This window comes from Escherichia sp. E2562 (assembly GCF_005781075.1).
Classification (GTDB): domain Bacteria; phylum Pseudomonadota; class Gammaproteobacteria; order Enterobacterales; family Enterobacteriaceae; genus Escherichia.
On record NZ_VATM01000005.1, the window covers coordinates 405908 to 428483 of the forward strand.

The following is a 22576-nucleotide window of genomic DNA, read 5'->3' on the forward strand; positions in this document are numbered from 1 at the left end:
CAAGTAAGATATTTTGCTAACTGATTTATAATTAATCAGTTAGCGATAAAACGCTTCTCGTCTGTCAGCACCTGCAATAACAAACTCAACTGTGGTTTTTCGTCTCTCACTCTTTCACCACGTAAGTTGTAAGTGCGGTATTTACCGTTATTGTTCAGTACTAGCGTCATTTTCGGTGTGGTAATTGCCAGCGTATCGTTATCCGCGGCTGTTACCCAGTAATGACGGCGCTCAGGGTTGAACAAGTCCTGACCTTGTGAGTATTCGCTGGCAGGCGTGCTGACGTGTAGCAGGCGTTGCATCAGCGTGGTCATAAGATCAGTATGATCGGTCAGGGCATTAATACGCTGTGCCGGTGTGCCTGGCCAGTGAATGACTAATGGCACCTGAAGATGGCCACGTGACCAGTCAAAGGTTTCTTCATCTTCGCTCAGCGGAATGCCGCGACCAGCAGTGATAATCACCACCGTGTTGTCCAGTTTCCCGGATTCACGTAACGCATTCAGGACGCGATTGATCTGGTCATCGACATTACCAGCTGCGCGGCTATATTTCCGGGCAAATGCTTGCTGATTGCTGTCGTCAATATTGGTGCCATTGAAAGATACCCAAGAGAACCAGCGGTTATCTTCTTGCGCGTAGCGGCCAAGCCAGTTGATCCACTGCGTGGCGGTCTGCTCATCGGATTGTGTATGTACGCTCGGCATCGAGAAGTCTGACAACAATGCCTGGCGATACAGTGGACTGGTAAAGCCATCTGACGAGAATAAGCCCAACTGATAGCCTTGCTGGTTGAGCGCGGTAATTAACGCCGCAGGCGTACGGGTCGACAGAATACCGTCCATATAGCTTGGCGAGATGCCATAGAACAAGCCAAAGATACCGTTGTCGGTGGCGTTGCCTGAACTCATATGGCGCGTGAATGAAATATTTTGTTCGGCAAAACCCGCCAGTGCAGGCATCTGCTTCTCGTAGCGTGAGTAGTTCAGGCCATCGACAGTAATCAACAACACATTTTGCCCGGTGCCCATATCGCGGTAGCGCAATTCGCTTAACGGATACTGTACGGAAACAGCGTCTGGATTGCCTTGCTCGATCAGACGGCGTTGATACTCCTGCGCATCAAGCAAACCATGCTTCTCAAGAAAACGTCGCGCCGTCATCGGGTACGAAAGCGGCAGGTTAGCGCGCTGCATGGTGATAGGGCGATAGAAGTTAGCATCGGCCCAGATATACACCATGTGTGAGGCGATAAAGGCGATAAATAAGAATGCGGCCAGCGGACGGGCGAAGCGCCGACGACGCGTCAGACTGCGCAGCTTTTGCCAGCTCCACGTCGCAAACACCAGTTCAATCAATAAAATAACTGGCACGCTGATAAACATTAGCTGCCAGTCGCGCGCCATCTCATTCTCGTCCGGATTGATAACCAACTGCCAGACGATGGGATTAAGATGGAGATGGAAACGGGTAAAGACTTCGCTGTCGATCAGTAACAGCGTCATTCCCACAGTGGCCAGAATGACGGACAAAAACCTCATTAGCCTCTGTGAGCCGACGATAAAGGTCAGCGGGAAGAGGATCAGCAAGTAGGTGGCGAACACCAGAAAGCTGAAGTGGCCGATAATGCTTACATAGGAATAAATACGACCCGCAAGCGTTGTCGGCCAGTCGGCGATAAACAGGTAACGACTGCCAATGACAAGTGAGAGCAGAATGTTGAACAGTGCAAACCAGTGCCCCCAGCTGACCATCTGGGAGACTTTTTCACGGTAGCGCTGACGATGAGTTACCATAACCTGTTATCTGTTTCCCTTAGTGCGCTTTGTCTTCGTTGATCGAGGACTGCAAAGCGCGGGCAAAAGAGTTGGCAATTGCCTGGCGTTGAGCCGGGGCAATGCTGGTATTGATAAGGTTAGTGACCATGTTGCCTAACACCATCAGGGAAAGGTCGGTCGGAGCCTTATGTTTTTCCAGTACGTTGAGCAGCTCTGCGAGCAATTGTTCAACCTGTTCATCACTGTAGCGGGAAATTTGTGGCATAAATCGAAATCAGTTAGTTGATGAAAGGGCAACATATTACCGTAGCAACGGTTTTTTTTCTGCTTTTTTATGCTTTCAATCATTCTCCTTACGCAGCCTTCTGTAAAATGGCCGCCAACTTTTATTGCGTCGCTTTACCGGTGGTGGTTGAATACCGCCCGGTCTTAAAGGAGAGTTTATCATGAGTCTGGATATCAACCAGATTGCTCTGCACCAGCTTATCAAGCGTGATGAGCAGAACCTTGAGCTGGTGTTGCGCGATTCATTGCTGGAACCGACGGAAACCGTCGTTGAGATGGTGGCAGAGTTGCATCGGGTCTATAGCGCCAAGAACAAAGCCTACGGATTGTTCAGCGAAGAGAGTGAACTGGCGCAGACGCTGCGCTTGCAACGTCAGGGCGAAGAGGACTTTCTGGCATTTAGCCGCGCGGCAACCGGTCGCCTGCGTGACGAATTGGCAAAATATCCATTTGCTGATGGCGGTTTCGTCCTGTTTTGCCACTATCGTTATCTGGCAGTTGAGTATTTGCTGATTTGCGTGCTGAGCAATTTAAGCAGTATGCGCGTCAACGAAAATCTCGACATCAACCCGACCCATTATCTTGATATCAATCATGCGGATATTGTGGCGCGTATTGATTTAACTGAGTGGGAAACCAATCCGGAATCGACACGCTACCTGACTTTCCTGAAAGGGCGAGTCGGACGCAAAGTCGCCGATTTCTTTATGGATTTCCTCGGTGCCAGCGAAGGGTTGAACGCCAAAGCGCAAAACCGCGGTCTGTTGCAAGCGGTCGACGACTTCACCGCAGAAGCGCAACTGGATAAAGCAGAACGGCAGAACGTTCGCCAGCAAGTTTATAGCTATTGTAATGAGCAATTGCAGGCGGGCGAGGAGATTGAACTGGAGTCGCTGTCAAAAGAGTTGGCGGGCGTCAGCGAAGTGAGCTTCACGGAGTTTGCTGCTGAAAAAGGGTATGAACTGGAAGAGAGCTTCCCGGCAGACCGCAGCACGCTGCGTCAGTTGACGAAGTTTGCCGGTAGCGGCGGTGGCTTGACCATTAACTTTGATGCGATGCTGTTAGGTGAACGCATCTTCTGGGATCCAGCGACCGATACGCTGACCATTAAAGGTACGCCGCCAAACCTGCGTGATCAATTGCAGCGTCGGACCTCTGGCGGCAATTAATCGGGGTTGTGTTATGAATGTCAGATGCGGCGTGAACGCCTTATCTGGTCTACCCAAAATAGCAATGCCGTAATCAGGCATTGCAAAGACGCTAATCTGCAGATACAAAAAACCCCGCCGGAGCGGGGTTTTTTACAACTTATTCAGCGATTAAGCGCGAACGAAGTCGATGTGCTGCAGCTTCGGTTTGTACGGATGACGCTGTACGTCCTGAGCTTTAACTTTGATTTCTTTACCGTCAACAACGATGGTCAGAACTTCGCTGTAGAATTCAGCTTTAGCTTGCATGTTCATGACTTTGTCGTGATCCAGCTCGATAGCCAGCGGCGCTTCTTTGCCACCGTAGATGATTGCCGGGAACTTGTTAGCGGCACGCAGGCGGCGGCTCGCACCCTTACCCTGCTCTTTACGTACTTCTGCGTTGATAGTAAACATTTCTTTCTCTCTTAAATGATTCCTGCTACAGGCGACCCAGCAACAGGTAAGTGATCTGCTTTGCGTATGCAAAAGCGGGCGAGATTCTATACTCAATCGCCTTATACATCAATCAAAACTACCATTAACCGCGTAATTCGTGCGCCCGCCGAAAACGACCTTCGTAATCGAATATTTTTTCACGCACCTGCCAGTACTGGCCTTTCATTCGTGCGACGACAAAATCCGGATGGCGCAATAAGGCTTGTTGGGCGAGGATATCGGCAGCGGTGATCCAGCGCAAAGGGATGCCCGGTGTACGCGTATGTGGGCGGATAAAAAGCTGCTCGAAGGCAGTACGCTGGGCGGGCGTTTGCAGACGGAAACGCTCACTCACATCAGCGCCGTCTTCATCGTAATAGGTGATTTTCAACCATTCGCCTTTCTCGTCGTGCCCATGCTGCAAAGACATGCCGCTACAGCGTAATACCAGCGCGTCTTTCAGTCGTAGCGCCGCTTTTAACATATCATCCGGGTCAACCAGAATGGTGTCACATTCGCGGCAACGGCGGGCGGCAATATCGTTTTCCGCGTTACATTGCGGACAATTTTTAAAACGGAAACGGAAGTCACACTGTTCGCGATGGCCGTCGCTATCTTCAAACCATCCCTGACAGCGGCGACCAAAGTGTTCAATCAATGTCCCATCGGCGGTAGTTTTGCCCCAAAAGGTGTTGGCAAAGCCACAGGCAGGGCAGAAAACCTGCACCGGGACGTTGTCACTTTTGCCTTTCGGTGTACCAACTTCCGGTGCGTAGAGGTCATGAGGATTGCCCGCATAATCGAGAATTAAGCAATCTGTTTTACCCGGCGCCAGACGCAGACCGCGCCCGACAATTTGTTGGTAAAGGCTCACTGATTCGGTAGGGCGCAGAATGGCGATAAGATCGACGTGCGGGGCGTCAAATCCGGTGGTCAGCACCGCAACGTTGACCAGATAGCGAAAACGCTGGGCTTTAAAATCTTCAATTAATACATCGCGCTCAGCGCCGGGCGTGTCGCCAGTAATCAGTGCAGCATCTTCTGCGGGTAGCAAACCGACAATCTCTTTTGCGTGTTCAACCGTCGCGGCGAAAATCATCACCCCTTTACGCTTTTCGGCGAACTCCATAATCTGGCTGATGATGTGCGGTGTAATGCGTTGCTGTTTTTTCAGCTCGCGGTTGAGATCAGCTTCGCTGAACAGCCCGTTACTCTGTGCCTGCAAGCGGCTGAAATCGTATTGCACTACCGGCATATCCAGCCGTTCTGGTGGCGTCAGATAGCCGTGTTTAATCATATAACGCAGCGGTAGCTCATAAATGCAGTCACGGAAAAGGGCTTTCTCATCGCCGCGTACCATGCCGCGATAATGAAACTGGTAAATCCAGCCTTTGCCCAGCCGAAAGGGCGTGGCAGTCAGCCCCAGCAGGCGTAAGTGGGGATTCACTTTTGTCAGGTGAGTGAGGATTTGCTGATACTGGCTCTCTTCGTCGTCACCAATACGGTGGCATTCATCGACAATCAACAGCGAAAATTCACCCTGAAAGGCATCAAGATTACGGGCGACCGATTGCACGCTGCCAAATACCACTTTACCGTGGCTCTCCTTGCGTTTTAGCCCGGCGGCAAAAATATCGGCTTCCAGCCCCAACGCCTGGTATTTAGCATGGTTCTGCGCCACCAGTTCTTTGACGTGTGCCAGCACCAGAACTCGACCACGCGCCAGCCGTGCCAGTTCGGCAATCACCAGGCTTTTACCTGCTCCGGTAGGCAGCACGATAACGGCAGGGGTTTTATGACGACGAAAATGGTTGAGCGTGGCATCCACGGCTTCTTGCTGGTATGGACGAAGTGTAAAAATCATGGTTTAGCGTAGGTAGATTAATCTGCTAATAGTATGCCACGGATCTTTTTCCCTTGAGGGAAGTTATTAGACCGCTATACTGGGCAGACAACAGTTCTGATTTTCGGGTCTATGCCCGACCTCCGTTTTTTACAGGCAAAATCACACACATGCGACTTGATAAATTTATCGCACAGCAACTCGGTGTTAGCCGTGCTATTGCCGGGCGTGAAATCCGCGGCAATCGTGTCACCGTCGATGGCGAAATCGTCCGCAATGCAGCGTTCAAACTGCTCCCTGAGCACGATGTAGCTTATGACGGCAATCCGCTGGCGCAGCAACACGGCCCACGTTATTTCATGCTCAACAAGCCCCAGGGCTATGTTTGCTCAACTGATGACCCGGATCACCCAACGGTGCTCTATTTTCTGGATGAACCTGTGGCGTGGAAACTGCACGCGGCGGGGCGGTTGGATATTGATACCACCGGTCTGGTGCTGATGACTGACGACGGTCAGTGGTCGCATCGCATTACTTCTCCGCGTCATCATTGCGAGAAGACCTATCTGGTGACGCTTGAATCACCCGTAGCTGACGATACGGCAGAGCAATTTGCTAAAGGCGTACAGCTGCATAACGAAAAAGATCTCACTAAGCCAGCGGTGCTGGAAGTGATTACCCCTACGCAGGTCCGTCTGACCATCAGTGAAGGGCGTTATCATCAGGTTAAACGCATGTTCGCCGCCGTGGGTAACCACGTGGTTGAGCTGCATCGTGAACGCATTGGCGGTATTACTCTGGATGAAGATTTAGCCCCAGGTGAATATCGTCCATTAACTGCAGAAGAAATTGCCAGCGTCGGTTAACACTTTCATTTTATTCAGGAGCCCGTTGTGACCACTCGACAGCATTCGTCGTTTGCTATTGTCTTTATTCTTGGCCTTTTGGCCATGTTAATGCCGCTGTCGATTGATATGTATCTGCCCGCGCTGCCAGTGATTTCAGCGCAGTTTGGTGTGCCAGCGGGCAGCACGCAGATGACCCTGAGTACTTATATTCTGGGTTTTGCGTTGGGGCAGTTAATCTACGGGCCGATGGCGGATAGCTTCGGGCGCAAGCCGGTTGTCCTCGGTGGTACGCTGGTGTTTGCCGCGGCGGCGGTGGCGTGCGCGCTGGCGCAAACCATCGATCAGCTGATTGTGATGCGTTTCTTCCACGGTCTGGCGGCGGCTGCGGCCAGCGTGGTTATCAACGCTTTGATGCGCGATATCTACCCGAAAGAAGAGTTCTCGCGGATGATGTCGTTTGTCATGCTGGTGACCACCATTGCACCGTTGATGGCACCGATTGTTGGCGGTTGGGTGCTGGTGTGGTTGAGCTGGCATTACATCTTCTGGATCCTCGCTGTGGCGGCAATTCTGGCTTCGGCAATGATCTTCTTCCTGATCAAAGAAACGTTACCGCCGGAGCGTCGCCAACCGTTCCACATTCGTACCACTATCGGTAACTTTGCTGCGCTGTTCCGCCATAAGCGTGTCCTGAGTTATATGCTGGCCAGTGGTTTCAGCTTTGCCGGGATGTTCTCGTTCTTAAGCGCCGGACCGTTTGTTTACATTGAAATCAACCACGTTGCGCCGGAAAACTTTGGTTATTACTTTGCGCTAAACATTGTTTTCCTGTTCGTGATGACCATCTTTAACAGCCGCTTCGTTCGCCGTATTGGTGCGTTAAATATGTTCCGCTCGGGGTTGTGGATACAATTTATTATGGCGGCGTGGATGGTTATCAGCGCGCTACTGGGGCTGGGATTCTGGTCGCTGGTGGTTGGCGTTGCGGCGTTTGTGGGCTGCGTATCGATGGTGTCTTCTAACGCGATGGCGGTGATTCTGGACGAATTCCCCCATATGGCGGGAACTGCGTCGTCGCTGGCAGGAACCTTCCGTTTTGGTATTGGCGCCATTGTTGGCGCACTGCTTTCGCTGGCGACGTTTAACTCTGCATGGCCAATGATCTGGTCCATTGCTTTCTGTGCGACCAGTTCCATTCTCTTCTGTCTTTACGCCAGTCGACCGAAAAAACGGTGATCTATTGCACAACGGGGAAGCTAAAAGGCTTCCTTTGTTGATGCATGTCAACCGCAAATCTATCATTCCCCCGATATATGTTTATTTTATGTAAACTCAATTTATGTAAAAAGTCACATCATTGTAGTTAAAAAGGTTGAGTTAGATCGCAGAAACGGGTACATATAGCCCCGCAAACGTGACCACGCCCGCAGATATCATTTAAATCAGAACAATAGCGGCCACGCAGGCGAGGCATCAATCTTTACGATCTGTTGAAGGACAGATTGTTGATGGTGTGTTAAAATTAATGTAAATAAATTGTGAAGTAAATGTGCTTCCGGGGAAAATAAGTGACTTCATTACAACTCTCAATCGTCCATCGACTGCCGCAGAACTATCGTTGGTCTGCAGGTTTCGCAGGTTCGAAAGTTGAACCGATTCCGCAAAATGGACAGTGCGGCGACAACAGCCTGGTGGCGCTTAAATTACTTAGCCCTGATGGCGATAACGCATGGTCGGTGATGTACAAACTCAGCCAGGCATTAAGCGATATTGAAGTTCCGTGCTCTGTTCTCGAGTGCGAAGGTGAGCCATGTCTGTTTGTGAATCGTCAGGACGAGTTTGCGGCGACGTGTCGACTGAAAAATTTTGGTGTGGCCATTGCCGAACCTTTCTCAAACTACAATCCATTTTAAGCGTCAGCTCAACGCCAGTAGCTGACGCGTATACTCCTGCTGCGGTGCGGCAAACACGCGCGCGCACGGTCCTTGTTCCACCACTTCTCCCTGTCGCAGCACGATAACCTGATGACACAACGCGCGGACAACGTGCAAATCATGGCTGATAAACAAATAGGCCAGTTGATGCTTTTGTTGCAATGATTTCAATAGCGTCAATATTTGCGCTTGTACCGTTTTGTCGAGCGATGATGTCGGTTCATCAAGAATGATCAGCGAAGGCTTAAGAATCAATGCCCTGGCAATCGCAATACGTTGCCGCTGACCACCCGAGAATTCCGCCGGATAACGGTGGCGCGTTTCAGGATCTAACCCCACTTCATGCATCACGGCTATCACTTGTTCTTCGCGTTGCACGGCAGAGAGCGTCGGCTGGTGAACCCGTAACCCTTCCTCAATAATCTGCAACACGTTGAGTCGTGGGTTGAGCGAGGAGTTTGGATCCTGAAATACCACCTGAATGCGATGGCGAATGGGCAATAGCTGGCGACGAGTTAAATTTTGTAATGGCTGACCGTCAAAAACGATGTTGCCCTGAGAGTTAATCAACCGCAGTAGCGCCAGCCCCGTTGTGCTTTTACCGGAACCAGACTCGCCTACTAAGCCCAGCGTTTCACCCGCTTGCAGCGTAAAACTGATGTTTTTGACGACCACGTTATGATCGACGACACGTTTCAGTAGCCCTTTGCGAATGGGGAAGGCGACCTGAAGCTGTTCAACATCAAGCAACGTTGAGGCCGGTTCTGGCAACGGCACCGGGTCGCCTGACGGTTCACTGTTGAGTAGTTTTTGCGTGTAAGGATGTTCAGGGGAGGCAAAGAGCGTAACGGCGTTATTTTGCTCCACACAGCGACCATTTTGCATTACCGCCACGCGGTGGGCCAGTTTTCTGACAATACTGAGGTTATGAGTAATAAACAGCATACCCATATTCAGTTCATGTTGCAGTTCGCGCAACAGCTGCAAAATCTGCGCCTGGACAGAGACGTCCAGTGCGGTGGTTGGTTCATCGGCAATTAATAATTCCGGTCGCGTTAACAGCGCCATCGCAATCATCACCCGCTGGCGTTCACCGCCGGAGAGCTGATGCGGGTAATCTGTCAGCCGCTTTGCCGCTTGGCGGATACCGACGCGATCAAGGCAGTTAAGAATTTCGCTACGCGCCGCTTCCCGACGCATTCCGCGGTGGAGTGAAAGCACTTCATAAAGCTGTTTTTCCAGTGTATGCAATGGGTTTAATGACACCATCGGCTCCTGGAAAATCATGGCAATCTTATTACCGCGTACGCCACGCAATGTTTGCTCGCTGGCATGAAGCAGTGATTCGCCATGAAAACGGATATCGCCAGAGAGATATTCAACCGGCGGGGAAGGGAGCAGGCGTAAAATTGACAGCGCGGTAACGCTTTTGCCAGAACCTGACTCACCCACCAGCGCCAGCGTTTCGCCAGCCTCAATGTGTAGTGAAACATCATTCACTACGGTACGAACAGTTTGCTGATGGCGAAAACCCACCGACAAATTATCAATCGCTAACAGAGTTTGCGTCATGCTACACCGCCTTATTAGGATCAAATGCGTCGCGGACGGCTTCACCAATAAAGATCAGCAAAGACAACAATATCGCCACCGACAAGAAGGCAGTGATCCCAAGCCACGGAGCCTGAAGGTTATTTTTCCCTTGTAGCAGCAGTTCGCCGAGTGATGGTGAACCGAGCGGCAGACCGAAGCCGAGGAAATCGAGCGAGGTCAGGGTGGTTATCGAACTACATAAAATAAACGGTAAAAAGGTGAGAGTAGCGACCATGGCATTCGGCAACATATGACGCAGGATGATACTGCGATCGCTGACGCCAAGCGCCTGCGCTGCGCGGATGTAGTCGAAATTACGGGTACGTAAAAACTCAGCCCGCACCACGCCGACCAGACTCATCCAGCCAAATAAGACAGTAATTGCCAGCAGCCACCAGAAGTTAGGCTGTACGACGCTGGAAAGTAAAATAATCAAAAACAGCGTCGGCATCCCCGACCATACTTCAATAAAGCGTTGCCCCCAGAGATCGACTTTACCGCCGTAATAACCTTGCAGCGCCCCCGCCAGCACGCCCATTACACTGGAGCAGAGTGTCAACATCAGACCAAACAGAACCGAGATCCGCGTGCCATACAGAATGCGCGCCAGCACATCGCCGCCGTTGGCATCCGTTCCCAGCCAGTTTTGCCGGGAAGGTGGGGAGGGGAAGGGCTTGTCGGTGGAAAAGTTGATACTGGTAGCGCCAAAGCGAATCGGCGCCCACAATACCCAGCCTTTATCTTCCAGCCGTTGTTTCAGCCACGGGTCCTGATAATCAGCCTGACTTGCCAGCGGGCCGCCAAAATCACTCTCACTGTAGTTTTTCAGCAACGGGAAATACCAGCTGCCGTCATAACGTACCAGCAATGGCTTATCGTTGGCGATCAGTTCAGAACACAAACTCAAACCAAACAAGATGAGGAAAATCCATAACGACCAGTAGCCTCGGCGATTATGACGAAAACGCGCCCAACGGGCCTGATTGACGGGGCTGAGTCGCGACATTAGCGTCCCTCAAAATCAATACGAGGATCGACCAGCGTATAGCTGATATCACTGACAATATTCAGCAGCAGGCCAATCAGGGTGAAAATGTACAGGGTGCCAAACATCACCGGATAATCGCGCGAGACGGTTGCTTCGTAGCCCAGTAAACCGAGGCCATTGAGCGAAAACATCACTTCAATTAACAGAGAGCCGGTGAAAAACATGCTGATAAACGTCGCCGGAAAACCGGCAATCACCAGCAGCATGGCGTTGCGGAACACATGTTTCCAGAGAATGTTTTTCTCACTTACCCCTTTCGCACGTGCGGTCACCACGTATTGCTTACGCACTTCATCAAGGAATGAGTTTTTTGTCAGCATGGTCAGCGCCGCAAAGCCGCCAATCACCGTAGCCAGCACCGGCAGCGTGATATGCCACAGATAATCCGTGATTTTCTGATACCACGGCAGCGAATCAAAGTTAGCGGAAACCAGGCCGCGTAGAGGGAACAGGTCGAAATAGCTGCCGCCCGCGAAGAAGACAATCAGCAGGATGGCGAACAAAAAGGCTGGAATGGCGTAGCCGATGATGATAAATGCGCTGCTCCAGACATCAAAGCGGCTGCCGTTATAAACGGCTTTGCGAATACCCAGCGGAATCGACACCAGATAGATAATCAGCGTGCTCCACAATCCGAGGGTGATGGAAACAGGCAGACTGTCTTTAATCAGCGTCAGCACCGAGGCGCTGCGAAACAGGCTGTCGCCAAAATCAAAGCGAATGTAGTCCCAAAGCATTTTGAAGTAACGTTCGTGGATCGGCTTATCGAAACCGTAGCGATGGGTGATCTCAGCGATCACTTCGGGATCTAACCCGCGTCCGCCACGGTAATTACTGTCGCTGATATTGCCGACGCCCGTTTGCGCATGGCTGGCACGAACGCCTTCGCCGCCTGCGCCGGGTAATACTCCGGCATTACCAAACTCAATGGCGGCGATGGCCTGGTCGACGGGGCCGCCAGGCGCAATTTGCACGATGAAAAAGTTGATGGTGATAATCGCCCATAATGTTGGGATCACCAGCAACAGACGGCGAATCAGGTAAGCGCCCATCTACTCTCCCTGTTTGCTGGCGGACGGCAGTTTGGCCGCTTTATTGACGTCATACCACCAGGTATCGATACCGAGGCTATAGATGGGGCGCACGGCTGGCTGGGAGAATTTATCCCACCAGGCGAGACGGTCTTCCGCCATGTACCACATCGGCAACATGTAATAATTCCACGTTAATACGCGATCCAGGGCGCGCCCCAGAGGCAGCAATTTTTCTTTATTTCCCTGGGCGGCAATAATTTGGTTAATTAGCGAGTCGATAACCGGGCTTTGCACGCCGGGGGCATTATAAGTGGAGTTGATATATTCCGATGACCAGGAAATCTGTAAATCGGAACTGGGCCACGGCATCGCCCGCCACACGCGCGGCATCATGTCATAGTCGCGGCTGCGCATTCGGTTGGTGATTTGCGAGTTATCCACCTTGCGAATGTCCATGTTGATACCCAGCCGTTGCAGGCTATGTTGGAACGGCAATACCCACTGACTATTGCTGCTTGCAGGAAGCAATAATTCAAAGCTGAGTGGCTGGCCTGTGGTGGCATTAACGCGTTGCTGACCTTTCAGCACCCAGCCTGCATCGTTGAGAAGTTTGTCGGCTTTTAACAGGTTGTCACGGTCGTAGCCATCGCCTTTGGACACTGGTGGCTGGTAGATTTGCGTGAACACTTCTGGCGGTAGATCTTTTTTCATTGGCGCCAGAAGCACCAGCTCAGCGGCGTCGGGGTAATTTCTGGCCGCGTATTCGGTATTCTGAAAATAACTGTTCGTGCGACTCCAGGCATTGTAAAACAACGCCTTATTCATCCATTCAAAGTCAAAGGCGAGGGTGATGGCTTCCCGGACCCGGCGATCGCTGAATACCGATCGTTGAATATTAAACGCCAGCCAGCGCGTATCCTGGGCTGATTCGTTCTTTTGCTCATCTTTGATAATGTATTTTTTATCGAAATTCTTACCGGTATAGCGCGTAGCCCAGTTTTTGGCGTCGTTTTCCATACGCAAATCAAAGGCGCCAGCTTTAAACGCTTCGAAGGCAACATTATCGTCGAGATAATAATCGTAGCGTATGGTATCGAAATTCCAGCGACCACGATTTACCGGTAAATCGGCCGCCCAGTAATCTTTAACGCGAGAATAGACAATATTCTGGCCCATTTTCCAGGATGTAATGCGGTACGGACCACTGGCCAGCGGAGGTGTAGAGAGCGGGTCGCTAAGTTTATGATCCTTCCAGTACTTTTCTGGAAATACCGGCAGCGAAAACAGACTCAGCATATCTTCTTTGCCTGGTTTGGCTAATTCAATACGCACGGTTAATGGCGCTATGGCTTTGACCGTTGTGCCTTTGTATACCAGGCGAAACTGCGGCACGCCCTCGGTCATAAATTTTTGAAAAGTAAACTCAACGTCGCGCGCCGTAATCGGCGAACCATCATGAAAACGGGCGCGCGGATTGATAGCGACTTCTACCCAGGAATAATCGTCAGCATAGCGTGCGCTTTCGGCAATCAGCGGGTAATAACTGCCGGGTTCGTCATCGGAAGTGGTAAATAGCGTGTCGTACAGTTGCTCGGTGCGTGCGCCGGGGTTTCCGCGTAGTGCATAGCGGTTAAAATTATCGAAGGTACCAATGGAGGATAACGTTATTTGCCCACCCTTCGGCGCAGCAGGATTCACATAATCAAAATGGTTGAAATTAAAAGCATACCGGGGTTCCCCCAGCACCGCAAAGGCATAGCTTTCCTTGATAGCTTGCGCCTGCGCACCGAAGGTGAACAGGGTGATAAACAGCAGCAGTATGCGCACAATCATCTGCAACGGATTTCCTTTTACTCATCATTAGCCGCAATCCGGCATGCTTCAACTATGAATAATAAGGGACACAAGCACACCTTACCACTGCGGCGTATGCGGTTTCTCCAGCCAGCGGACAAAATCATCTATCGGTAAGGGACGGCTAATCCAATAGCCTTGCAGGAAATTAACACCGCGCTCACGTAGCCAGCGCGCCTGTTCCGGTGTTTCGACACCTTCAGCAACCGTCAGCATATTGAGACGTTTCGCCAGCGTGAGCACCGCGTCAAGCACCGGAGATGTGACCGTTTCCGTACCTATAGCATTGATAAACCCACGGTCAATTTTCAGATACTCGAGCGTGAAGCGTTCCAGATAGATAAGCGCACTGTGTCCGGTGCCGAAGTCATCAATAGCAATTTCCACGCCGACAGAGTGCAGCCAGGCGAACAGTTTTGTGGCCTCATGCTCTTTCAGCATATCGCGCTCGGTTATCTCCAGTACAATCTGGAAATGGTGCGCGGGTAGGGAGGCGAGCAGCCGATGTATATCCGCTTTAAAGCTCTCGCTGTGCAGATGTTCCGGTGCGATATTAATGCCAAACTTTATGCCCACCGGCAGTACGTTTTGTAATTCAGCCGCATCACGGGCTATAAGCTCAAACAGATGCTGGGTCAGCGGCACGATCATCTTTTGCGATTCGGCATATTGAATGAAGGCATCCGGCGGGATTTCACCTGCAACAGGATGACGCCAGCGTAGCAGCACTTCCAGGCCCGTGACCCGCAGCGTTGGCGTATCAACCACCGGTTGATACACCAGGTAAAATTGCTCACGTTTGATAGCAGCCATAATTTCTCTGCCAGGGCGCATACGCACACTCATCAGGTAATAGCAGAGCAGGCCAACGACAGTTCCACTCATACCGCCCAGTAAAAACGCATACCACACATCGTTCCATGTCCAGTCATCAGCATAAAGACGCACAGTCAGCGGAATGCCTGTTATTTTGGTTTCGCGTACGGGTTTGCCGGATAACTCACGGACGTTCATCAAATGCGACGAAAATGTCGAAAGCACGGTATCGCCAATAATGAGTGCGATCCCGTCGAAATCTTGCTGACGAGAGCTATAGAGAAGATATGGCGTCAGGTGCAGGTTTAATGCTGCAAAAACGCCGCTATTTTTCAATAAAGGGTTGCGATACCAGATGACGATAGCGGGTTTGTTGGGCACCATTGGCGTGCCTGGCAACATCGCCATATCGACGTCTTTGTTAATATCGAGCGCCGGGATCAACTCATTGAGCGGTATATCCATTTCCCCCGTCGCTGATGAACAAAAGCTCTTTTTATCCTTCACCAGCACAAATGTGCGAACATTCATGCTAAACGCCGCGCGGGCAGTTAGTTCAGGGTTAGCCTGCTGACAGGTATCTAAGGTGAGCGGCTGTAGGCGGTCAGTGGTTAATTTCAGGTCGGCGAAGTAGGTATCGAGATACTTTTGTACGTCGGTAATCAGTGTGTCGTATTTGACTTCGTGTTTATGCCAGGCAACCAAAAACTGAAGACAGCTGACCAGTATTGCAATCATCACGCCCGCAATAATGCAGGTAAGCAGGATCTTACGTCCGGAAGAGGGAGCGCGTATGAACATGGTTCCGTTAATATTCCCGAGATTACGACAACGCTGAAGTGGAAGAGAATGACGGGACTATAGCCTGGTTCAAGGCACGGAAACATCATTTTCTATGATGAATGAAAACAAAAAAGCACTGCTTAAGCAGTGCCTTCAGTTAACTCGTCAGGATAGCCAAGGGATTGCATCCAAACGGTTTATTAGCTGCGGCTAAGAACCCGACGTGCTTCGTTGTAACGCTTTTTCCAGTACGGCTCATTCATGCTGGAAATAATAACACCACTGCTGGTGGAAGCATGAACGAACTGATTGTTGCCGATATAAATACCGACATGGCGTCCAGTTGAACCAGCACGGAACAGAACTAAGTCACCTGTACGTAAATTACTGCGGGAAACTGACTTGCCCATTTCCTGCTGTTCATAAGTTGAACGAGGAAGTTCTAAGCCAAATTGTTCGCGGAATGTACGCTGTACGAAACCAGAACAATCGATACCTTTTTTAGTGCTGCCACCCAGACGATAACGTACGCCTTTCCAGTCAGCATACTGATCCATAATTCGCGATTTTACGTCGACATTACGAACCAGATTTTCAAATTCATCCTGAGAAGCTTGCAGTGATGATGTTTCACTACCCACTGCACGTGTCTCAGGATGCATATTCTTTGCGGTGTTATTTGCACTACATGCAGAAAGCAGAACCGCTACTGCAATCGCGGGAATCCCGCGCAAGATATATCTCAAAATCGGTTGAGATTTGACCATGTTGTTTGTTTTCCCTTGAAGTCCTTAACGACAAATATCGTTATAAAAAAATGCCAAGCGACACGAGACTAATTACCTGGGCACGTTGAAACAATTCCTTAAGGCCAAATCTGTGGACTAACGCACAAAATTATATGCTGTGAGGATAATCTACCGCCGAGGCAAAACGTGTTCGAGATTACCCGATTGACGCGGTCTTGGCGAGCGGTTTTACATGATTTTTTATAAGAAAAAGTGATACAGAAAGTTAATAAACGGGATTGGTCAATTAAAGCACTGTTGTCTAAAAGACGCGCAATCCATTCATTTGCTTAGAGAATGATCATTTCACTTAATGAACGAGAGCAAAGTCGCACATCATCAGGATTATCCCTACTATGAAAATAAACCTGATGATGTTAATTACTGTGAGTTATTTGTTTTATGAATGTTTATTTTTTCCAGGCAATGATTTGTCAAAAAAGGCGATTAATTGATCACTTAAAGGTGTCATTAGCCACCAGGGCAACCCAATCAATATCACCGTCATGGAACCGACAATGATATCGGTAAACCAATGTGCGCCAATCATCACTCTGGGAAATGCAAAAACCACAAATATAATAAGGGCGATTACTCCTGCGACTTTTCCGAAATATCGCCACATAAAAGCGGAAAAAATAAGCAGCATCATGCCATGATCGCCGGGAAAACTATCTCGTGAGGCATCTTTCGTTGGAACAGATAGCAGTTCGCTGACGCGGTTAATATCTGTAAAGGTCAATGTCGGACTGGCCCGTTTTACCGGAATAAATGCCTGGCCCAACTGGTTTAATACCACTGCGGTTAACAGCATGACCAGACCAATAATCACAATACGCCGTCTGCCGGGTGCGTTTTCTTTCAGCCAGAAACTCAGCATCAGTATTCCCATCGCCAGCAGTGAACAACCGTCGAAGGCGCGATTATTAGTCAACGCAACCAGCCATAAAAGAGTCTTGCTTTCGACCAGTTTCTGATTAAAAAAATAAAAAATATCCGCGTCAATTGGCAACCAGAATCCATGATTGACGGGAATGTACCAGGAAAGAAACAGCGCGAGGCCGACAATATTTAACAGCACTATTTGCGGCAAATTTTTGATCATATTTTCTCTAATTATCTTACTGAAAAACGCAGGCAACCTTACGCGTTGGTCGCTAAACGAAGCTTCAACAGCGCGCTCTGTAAGGCGTTCCAGTCAGTTTCGCTGCTGGAAATCAGCTCAATGCGGCTATCTGGTGGTGCAACGTTTTGCGTTTCAATGTGCAGGTCATCGCCCTGACGGTTGATGCGCACAAGACCTTCTGGTATCCGCATCACGCCTTTTACGCGTCCGACCGGCGCAAGTCGCGCCCATTCCAGAATGCCAATGGTGTCGAACACGGTATCAGCGTCGAATATCCAACCGCAGGCCTGGTGTCCTTGTCCGCTATTCAGACTGCGACGCCAGCGTTGATGCTCTGGCAGGCTTAATGCCGCTAATCCTTTTTTCTCGTTATGTTGATGCGAATGGGCAGCGCTGGCGGGTAACTCAGTTAAATTTCGACGAGGTAAATCCAGAAGATGACCTTCAATTTGCCCATGATCGCTGTGAATTAATTGCCGTTCGCCACCGTTTTGTTGCCACCAGCGTTGTAACGCTTGCTCGCTTTCTGGCGTAGCACGGTCGGATTTATTGGCGACAATGATGTCTGCGGCAGCCAGTTGATCACGGAAGTTTTCATTACCGACGCTTTTTTCGTCCAGCAGCAGGCGCGGATCGAGAATGCACAACGTGGCGCGCAGATCGATCCACGGTTCATAGACCGGCGCGGTTAACAGATCGAGGATCTGTTTCGGATGACCCAGTCCGGTCGGCTCTATCAGCAAGCGGTCTGGTTTTCCCTGGCGCAGTAAGGTATTCAACCCTACCTGCATGGGTAAACCATTAACGCAGCACATGCAGCCGCCGGGGATCTCTTTCAGCAATGCGCCGCTATCAGCGAGCAAAGCACCATCAATTCCGACTTCCCCAAATTCATTAACCAGAACCGCCCATTTTTCGTTGGGATCTTTGTGGGCTAGCAGATGAAGAATAGAGGTTGTTTTCCCGCTGCCGAGAAAACCGGTGATGAGGTTGGTCCTGGTCACAACGGCTCCGCAATAATCAGATGAGTTAACTGTGCGTTAATCCTGGCTAAAAAAGGCGGAAAAGAGAAGAGAGAGGGCGGACGAAGCGATGCTCCATCCGCTTTAACCGCAGAAATCGTTAAATTTTGAGGGTGTTTAATAGCGCCTGATGCGCGCCGAACTGCGTGATTTGTTGCCAGGCTTGTTCGATGGCCTGCACAAAATGCGGGTTATCTGGCAGATCATCACCGAACACTTCACGCAGGGAAAGCAGGGTGGTGACGCGTTGTTCACTACTGCTGCCCGCAACAAGTTCGCGAATTTTATCGCTAAGCGGATCGCGAACATCAATGGCATTTCCGGCATCATCTACGCCGCTGACGTAACGCATCCAGCCAGCAACGCCTAATGCCAGCAACGACCAGTCCGTTTTGCGCGCCAGATGGATGCGAATCCCTGCCAACATGCGTTGCGGTAATTTTTGACTGCCATCCATCGCGATTTGCCAGGTCCTATGTTTCAGCGCTGGATTGGCAAAACGTTCAATTAACGTATCCGCATAGTATGTTAAATCGACATCTTTAATCCGTAGCGTTGGCGCTTGCTCCTCCAGCATTAATGTTCTGGCGGCATGGCGAAATGCGCGGTCCTGCATGCAATCACTAATATGGGCGAATCCAGCCAGGTAGCCCAGATAAGCGAGAAAAGAGTGGCTGCCATTAAGCATGCGCAGTTTCATCTCTTCCCACGGCAGGACATCATCCACCATTTGTACACCTGCGACTTCCCAGGCAGGACGCCCAGCGACGAAGTTATCTTCCACCACCCACTGGATAAACGGTTCGCAGCTAATCGCGCAGGGATCATTCACCCCCAGATGCTGGCTGATTTCCGCCAGTGATTCGTCGGTTGCAGCCGGAACAATGCGGTCGACCATGGTTCCCGGAAAACTGACGTGTTCTTTTATCCACCCGGCGAGTTCTGGCGAACGTTTTTCTGCCATTCCCAGCACCGCGTTTTTCACCACATGGCCATTGTCGGGAATATTGTCGCAGGAGAGCACGGTAAACGGTGTAAGGCCGCGCTCACGGCGGCGTTTCAGTGCTTCGACGAGAATACCTGGCGCGGAGTGAGGTTCTTCAGGGGTTTGTAGATCGTGAATAATCCGCGGATTGCTGGTGTCGAGTGCACCGGTGGCTGGGTCAATACAATAGCCTTTTTCGGTAATCGTCAGGGAAACAATTGCCACCTGTGGCTCGCAAAATTTCTCAATAATTGCCGCTAAGGAATCCAGTTTTGCATTCAGGCATTCGTGAACGGCACCGACGATTATCGCCTGATTGCCGTCCGCACCTTTCTCCAGCACGGTATATAAATGGTTCTGTGCGCGGAGCTGGCTCATCAGTTGATCACCGCTGAACAAGCTGATTTCACAGATCCCCCAGTCGCCGCCCTGGGCATTCAGCACACGATCGGTCAGTAACGCCTGATGTGCGCGGTGAAAGGCTCCAAAGCCAAAATGAACGATACGTGATTGCAACTGCTGGCGATCGTAGCGTGGAGCGTGTACATGATGCGGGAGCGTAACGGAGGCGATTGTATTCATAGGAGTCACGTCTTAGTAACGATTAATTAACAATGACAGTGTAAAGTTATATGACAGCAATTGAAATTGGTCTGGATTGTTAATGCGATGAAGTGTGAGGGCGATCAATCAACGAGTGAATATTGCGGGCGTAAGGTGTTCAGGAAGCGCAAAATAGAAGATTGGTATAATAAATTAAAAAAGGGACAGCCTGAGCTATCCCTTTTCTGCATGCGGCTGAAGTTAGTCAGCACGCCCCATATAACGGCGTTCTTCGATATGGATACGAATTTTTTCGCCCGGGCTTAAGTATTCTGGTACCTGAATCACCAGACCAGTGCTCAATGTCGCCGGTTTGTTACGGGCGCTGGCAGATGCCCCTTTGATGCCTGGTGCGGTTTCAACGATTTCCAGATCAACGGTCTGCGGCAGCTCAAGCGCCAGCAGTTGACCGTCCCAGGTCAGCACCTGCATGTCCGGCATGCCGCCCTCTGGCATAAACAGCAACTCTTCTTCAATCTGATCTTTGGTGAAGGTATACGGGGTATAGTCTTCTTTATCCATAAAGACATATTCGTTACCATCGACATAGGAGAAGTCAACGTAACGGCGGGTCAGCGTCACGGTGTCAACGATATCATCACCTTTGAAACGCTCTTCTACTTTCAGCCCGGTACGGACATCAGAAAAACGCATTTTGTACAGCGTAGCGGCACCGCGGGCAGTGGGCGACTGAATATCAATATCCTTAACCAGCAGCAGTTTGCCGTTGTAATTCAGTACCATACCTTTTTTAATTTCGTTCGCTCTTGGCATCGAAAAATTCCTGTAGTCGAAAATGTCAAAAATATCGCGACAAAGTACTCGCGACAGGCCTTTCGGGCAAGTGGTATTCGCACTTTTGCTGGTGCAAAAAAGGTGGTACTGTGCGCGCTCATCAATCCGGTGGTTAACCTTAAGAGAACAACGTATGGAATGCCGTCCGGGTTGCGGGGCGTGTTGCACTGCCCCTTCAATTTCCAGCCCTATTCCCGGTATGCCAGATGGCAAGCCCGCCAATACGCCCTGCATTCAGCTTGATGAACAGCAACGCTGTAAAATTTTCACCTCGCCACTGCGACCTAAAGTCTGTGCAGGCTTACAAGCCAGTGCTGAAATGTGCGGTAACTCGCGTCAGCAGGCCATGACCTGGCTTATCGATCTGGAAATCCTGACCGCGCCTTAAACATCTTTAATCCGCAGTAAGCAAAACAGAGTGGCGATAATCATCACCATCGCAAACCAGAACACAGCGTGATAATTCCAGATCTCGGCGACGATGCCCGCCACTGATCCTGCGATGATCCAGCCCACGCGCGACGTGTTGGTATAGAGCGTGGTGGCTGAACCTGCCTGACCGGGCATCAAATCCTGAAAATAGAGCATCCCGATGCCGCCCAGAATGCCAATAAAAATAGCATTTAGCAGCTGCAAGCCCAACAGAATGGCAGGTGAATGCGCCATCAGCATTCCTGCGTAAAAACAGACGCCACCCACGGCAGCAACGCGCATTAAGAAACGCTTACCCAGACGTTTGGCAAAATATCCGGCAATCAACATGGTCGGGATTTCCAGCCCGGCGGCGGTCCCCATCATCACACCGGCCAGTTTCTCGGGAAGATGCAGTTCGTTGATAATAAATAGCGGCATGTTGATGATGTACAGGCTGTTCGAGCCCCACATCAATGTACAAATGACAAACAGCAGCAGCGTATCGCGACGGTTACGGCGCGGCGCTTCAACCGTGCCGGTCGCCAGCGGAAGCTCTTTTTGCATCGACGGTAAAAACAGCCACACCATCACGCCGCAAACAATAAATGCTACCGCTGCGCTCAGATACATTACCGTAAAGCTGAAACCCATCGCTAAGGCATAAGCCAGCGGTGGGCCAATGACCCATGCCAGTGAAACCTGAGCGCGTAAAAAAGAGCTGAACATCACAGCCTCACGTCCGGTTTTGTCGGCATGTTCACGGGCAAGGGCAAACATTTGCGGGTTAGCGGTCGAGCCAAAGCTGCTAAGAAAGACGCCAACGAATAGCAAAACAAAGTAGTTGCGATTCCAGGCAAAAAGGGTGCAGGCCAGCACGCCTAACAGGCAGCAAAAGACAATCAGCGATTTGCGATCGCCGCGCTTATCAGAGCGTCCGGCGAGAAACTGACTGACCAGAATTCCGATAACGGCGCTGCCGGTAAAGAAGAATCCCACCATCGCCGGGCGCGCGTGCACTTCATCAGTGAGGAAAATACTTAGCGTCGGGGTTTGCAGGGCACCTGCAATACCGGTGAGAAAGGCAACAATTAAAAACGCCGCTGACGTCAGGTCAAACGATTTCGCGCTGGAAACTGCGGGGGAGTTATGCATGCTGGTCGATCAGTGAAAGATGAAGACGCGGAGTTTACGCTGCCTGTCAGAAAATAAACAGTCAGTGAAATCAAACTCGCTACGAATAATCAAAATGGCATTTCACTCTTGCTGATCCTCAGCTGACGCCGCCGAAATGCTAATGCTGATGGCTAATTTCACTGTCAGCATTTCAGATTTTTGGCAAAAAAATGTGCAGCACATCAAACTTTTGGACATAATTTAGCGGCTTCCCTTGCGTGCTGAAGAA

The 22576-nt window shown here is 50.5% G+C and carries 20 protein-coding genes; 5 read left to right on the forward strand and 15 right to left on the reverse strand.

Features of this window, described 5'->3' with window-relative positions:
• Positions 1 to 35 precede the first annotated feature (35 nt).
• Positions 36 to 1796, reverse strand: coding sequence for an LPS biosynthesis-modulating metalloenzyme YejM (gene yejM, locus FEK43_RS10835; RefSeq protein WP_130260510.1), 1761 nt, complete (start codon positions 1794 to 1796; stop codon positions 36 to 38).
• 19 nt (positions 1797 to 1815) lie between these two features.
• Complete coding sequence (locus tag FEK43_RS10840; RefSeq protein ID WP_001135667.1) at positions 1816 to 2043, reverse strand: YejL family protein; 228 nt, start codon at positions 2041 to 2043, stop codon at positions 1816 to 1818.
• Between the two features lie 181 nt (positions 2044 to 2224).
• On the opposite strand from FEK43_RS10840, the gene yejK reads away from it, so the two are divergent.
• On the forward strand, positions 2225 to 3232 hold the full coding sequence (gene yejK, locus FEK43_RS10845; protein WP_130207118.1) for a nucleoid-associated protein YejK: 1008 nt from the start codon (positions 2225 to 2227) through the stop codon (positions 3230 to 3232).
• Between the two features lie 150 nt (positions 3233 to 3382).
• Here yejK and rplY read toward each other — a convergent pair whose 3' ends face one another.
• Entirely contained in the window at positions 3383 to 3667 is a 285-nt protein-coding gene (gene rplY, locus FEK43_RS10850) for a 50S ribosomal protein L25 (RefSeq protein ID WP_000494183.1), read from the reverse strand.
• Between the two features lie 124 nt (positions 3668 to 3791).
• Positions 3792 to 5552: a DEAD/DEAH box helicase gene (locus FEK43_RS10855; protein ID WP_135407398.1), complete on the reverse strand. Its 1761-nt coding sequence runs from the start codon at positions 5550 to 5552 to the stop codon at positions 3792 to 3794.
• 149 nt (positions 5553 to 5701) lie between these two features.
• Between FEK43_RS10855 and rsuA the strand changes: the two genes are divergently transcribed.
• The 3 genes from rsuA to FEK43_RS10875 all read left to right on the forward strand — a co-directional run bounded on the left by rsuA (position 5702) and on the right by FEK43_RS10875 (position 8292).
• Positions 5702 to 6397, forward strand: a complete 696-nt coding sequence (gene rsuA / locus FEK43_RS10860) for a 16S rRNA pseudouridine(516) synthase RsuA (protein ID WP_130207114.1) — start codon at positions 5702 to 5704, stop codon at positions 6395 to 6397.
• 27 nt (positions 6398 to 6424) lie between these two features.
• Positions 6425 to 7615: a multidrug efflux MFS transporter Bcr gene (gene bcr / locus FEK43_RS10865; RefSeq protein WP_000213385.1), complete on the forward strand. Its 1191-nt coding sequence runs from the start codon at positions 6425 to 6427 to the stop codon at positions 7613 to 7615.
• 332 nt (positions 7616 to 7947) lie between these two features.
• Entirely contained in the window at positions 7948 to 8292 is a 345-nt protein-coding gene (locus tag FEK43_RS10875; protein WP_064526789.1) for a YejG family protein, read from the forward strand.
• 3 nt (positions 8293 to 8295) lie between these two features.
• Here FEK43_RS10875 and yejF read toward each other — a convergent pair whose 3' ends face one another.
• The 10 genes from yejF to yeiP form a co-directional block, all read right to left on the reverse strand.
• On the reverse strand, positions 8296 to 9885 hold the full coding sequence (gene yejF / locus FEK43_RS10880) for a microcin C ABC transporter ATP-binding protein YejF (protein ID WP_135407396.1): 1590 nt from the start codon (positions 9883 to 9885) through the stop codon (positions 8296 to 8298).
• Between the two features lies 1 nt (position 9886).
• Positions 9887 to 10912 carry an ABC transporter permease gene (locus tag FEK43_RS10885; protein WP_130217098.1) on the reverse strand — a complete coding sequence of 342 codons (1026 nt, stop codon included), beginning with the start codon at positions 10910 to 10912 and terminating at the stop codon, positions 9887 to 9889.
• Positions 10912 to 12006, reverse strand: a complete 1095-nt coding sequence (locus FEK43_RS10890; protein ID WP_000501604.1) for a microcin C ABC transporter permease YejB — start codon at positions 12004 to 12006, stop codon at positions 10912 to 10914. The genes FEK43_RS10885 and FEK43_RS10890 overlap by 1 nt, the downstream gene beginning before the upstream one ends.
• A complete protein-coding gene (locus FEK43_RS10895; protein ID WP_135407393.1) occupies positions 12007 to 13821 on the reverse strand; it encodes an extracellular solute-binding protein in 1815 nt (604 codons plus the stop codon).
• 81 nt (positions 13822 to 13902) lie between these two features.
• A complete protein-coding gene (locus FEK43_RS10900; protein ID WP_130207104.1) occupies positions 13903 to 15459 on the reverse strand; it encodes a cyclic di-GMP phosphodiesterase in 1557 nt (518 codons plus the stop codon).
• Between the two features lie 182 nt (positions 15460 to 15641).
• Entirely contained in the window at positions 15642 to 16208 is a 567-nt protein-coding gene (gene mepS / locus FEK43_RS10905) for a bifunctional murein DD-endopeptidase/murein LD-carboxypeptidase (RefSeq protein WP_000241011.1), read from the reverse strand.
• A 421-nt stretch (positions 16209 to 16629) separates the two neighbouring features.
• Positions 16630 to 17334, reverse strand: coding sequence for a Kdo(2)-lipid A phosphotransferase (gene lpxT, locus FEK43_RS10910; RefSeq protein WP_130207102.1), 705 nt, complete (start codon positions 17332 to 17334; stop codon positions 16630 to 16632).
• A 38-nt stretch (positions 17335 to 17372) separates the two neighbouring features.
• Positions 17373 to 18359, reverse strand: a complete 987-nt coding sequence (yeiR, locus tag FEK43_RS10915; RefSeq protein WP_130260504.1) for a zinc-binding GTPase YeiR — start codon at positions 18357 to 18359, stop codon at positions 17373 to 17375.
• 118 nt (positions 18360 to 18477) lie between these two features.
• Positions 18478 to 19944 carry a mannitol dehydrogenase family protein gene (locus FEK43_RS10920; RefSeq protein ID WP_135407391.1) on the reverse strand — a complete coding sequence of 489 codons (1467 nt, stop codon included), beginning with the start codon at positions 19942 to 19944 and terminating at the stop codon, positions 18478 to 18480.
• A gap of 222 nt (positions 19945 to 20166) precedes the next feature.
• On the reverse strand, positions 20167 to 20739 hold the full coding sequence (gene yeiP / locus FEK43_RS10925; protein ID WP_001136827.1) for an elongation factor P-like protein YeiP: 573 nt from the start codon (positions 20737 to 20739) through the stop codon (positions 20167 to 20169).
• 154 nt (positions 20740 to 20893) lie between these two features.
• Between yeiP and FEK43_RS10930 the strand changes: the two genes are divergently transcribed.
• Positions 20894 to 21148 carry a YkgJ family cysteine cluster protein gene (locus FEK43_RS10930; protein ID WP_001446648.1) on the forward strand — a complete coding sequence of 85 codons (255 nt, stop codon included), beginning with the start codon at positions 20894 to 20896 and terminating at the stop codon, positions 21146 to 21148.
• Here FEK43_RS10930 and setB read toward each other — a convergent pair.
• Positions 21145 to 22326, reverse strand: a complete 1182-nt coding sequence (setB, locus tag FEK43_RS10935; protein ID WP_138158540.1) for a sugar efflux transporter SetB — start codon at positions 22324 to 22326, stop codon at positions 21145 to 21147. The genes FEK43_RS10930 and setB overlap by 4 nt on opposite strands.
• Positions 22327 to 22576 lie beyond the last annotated feature (250 nt).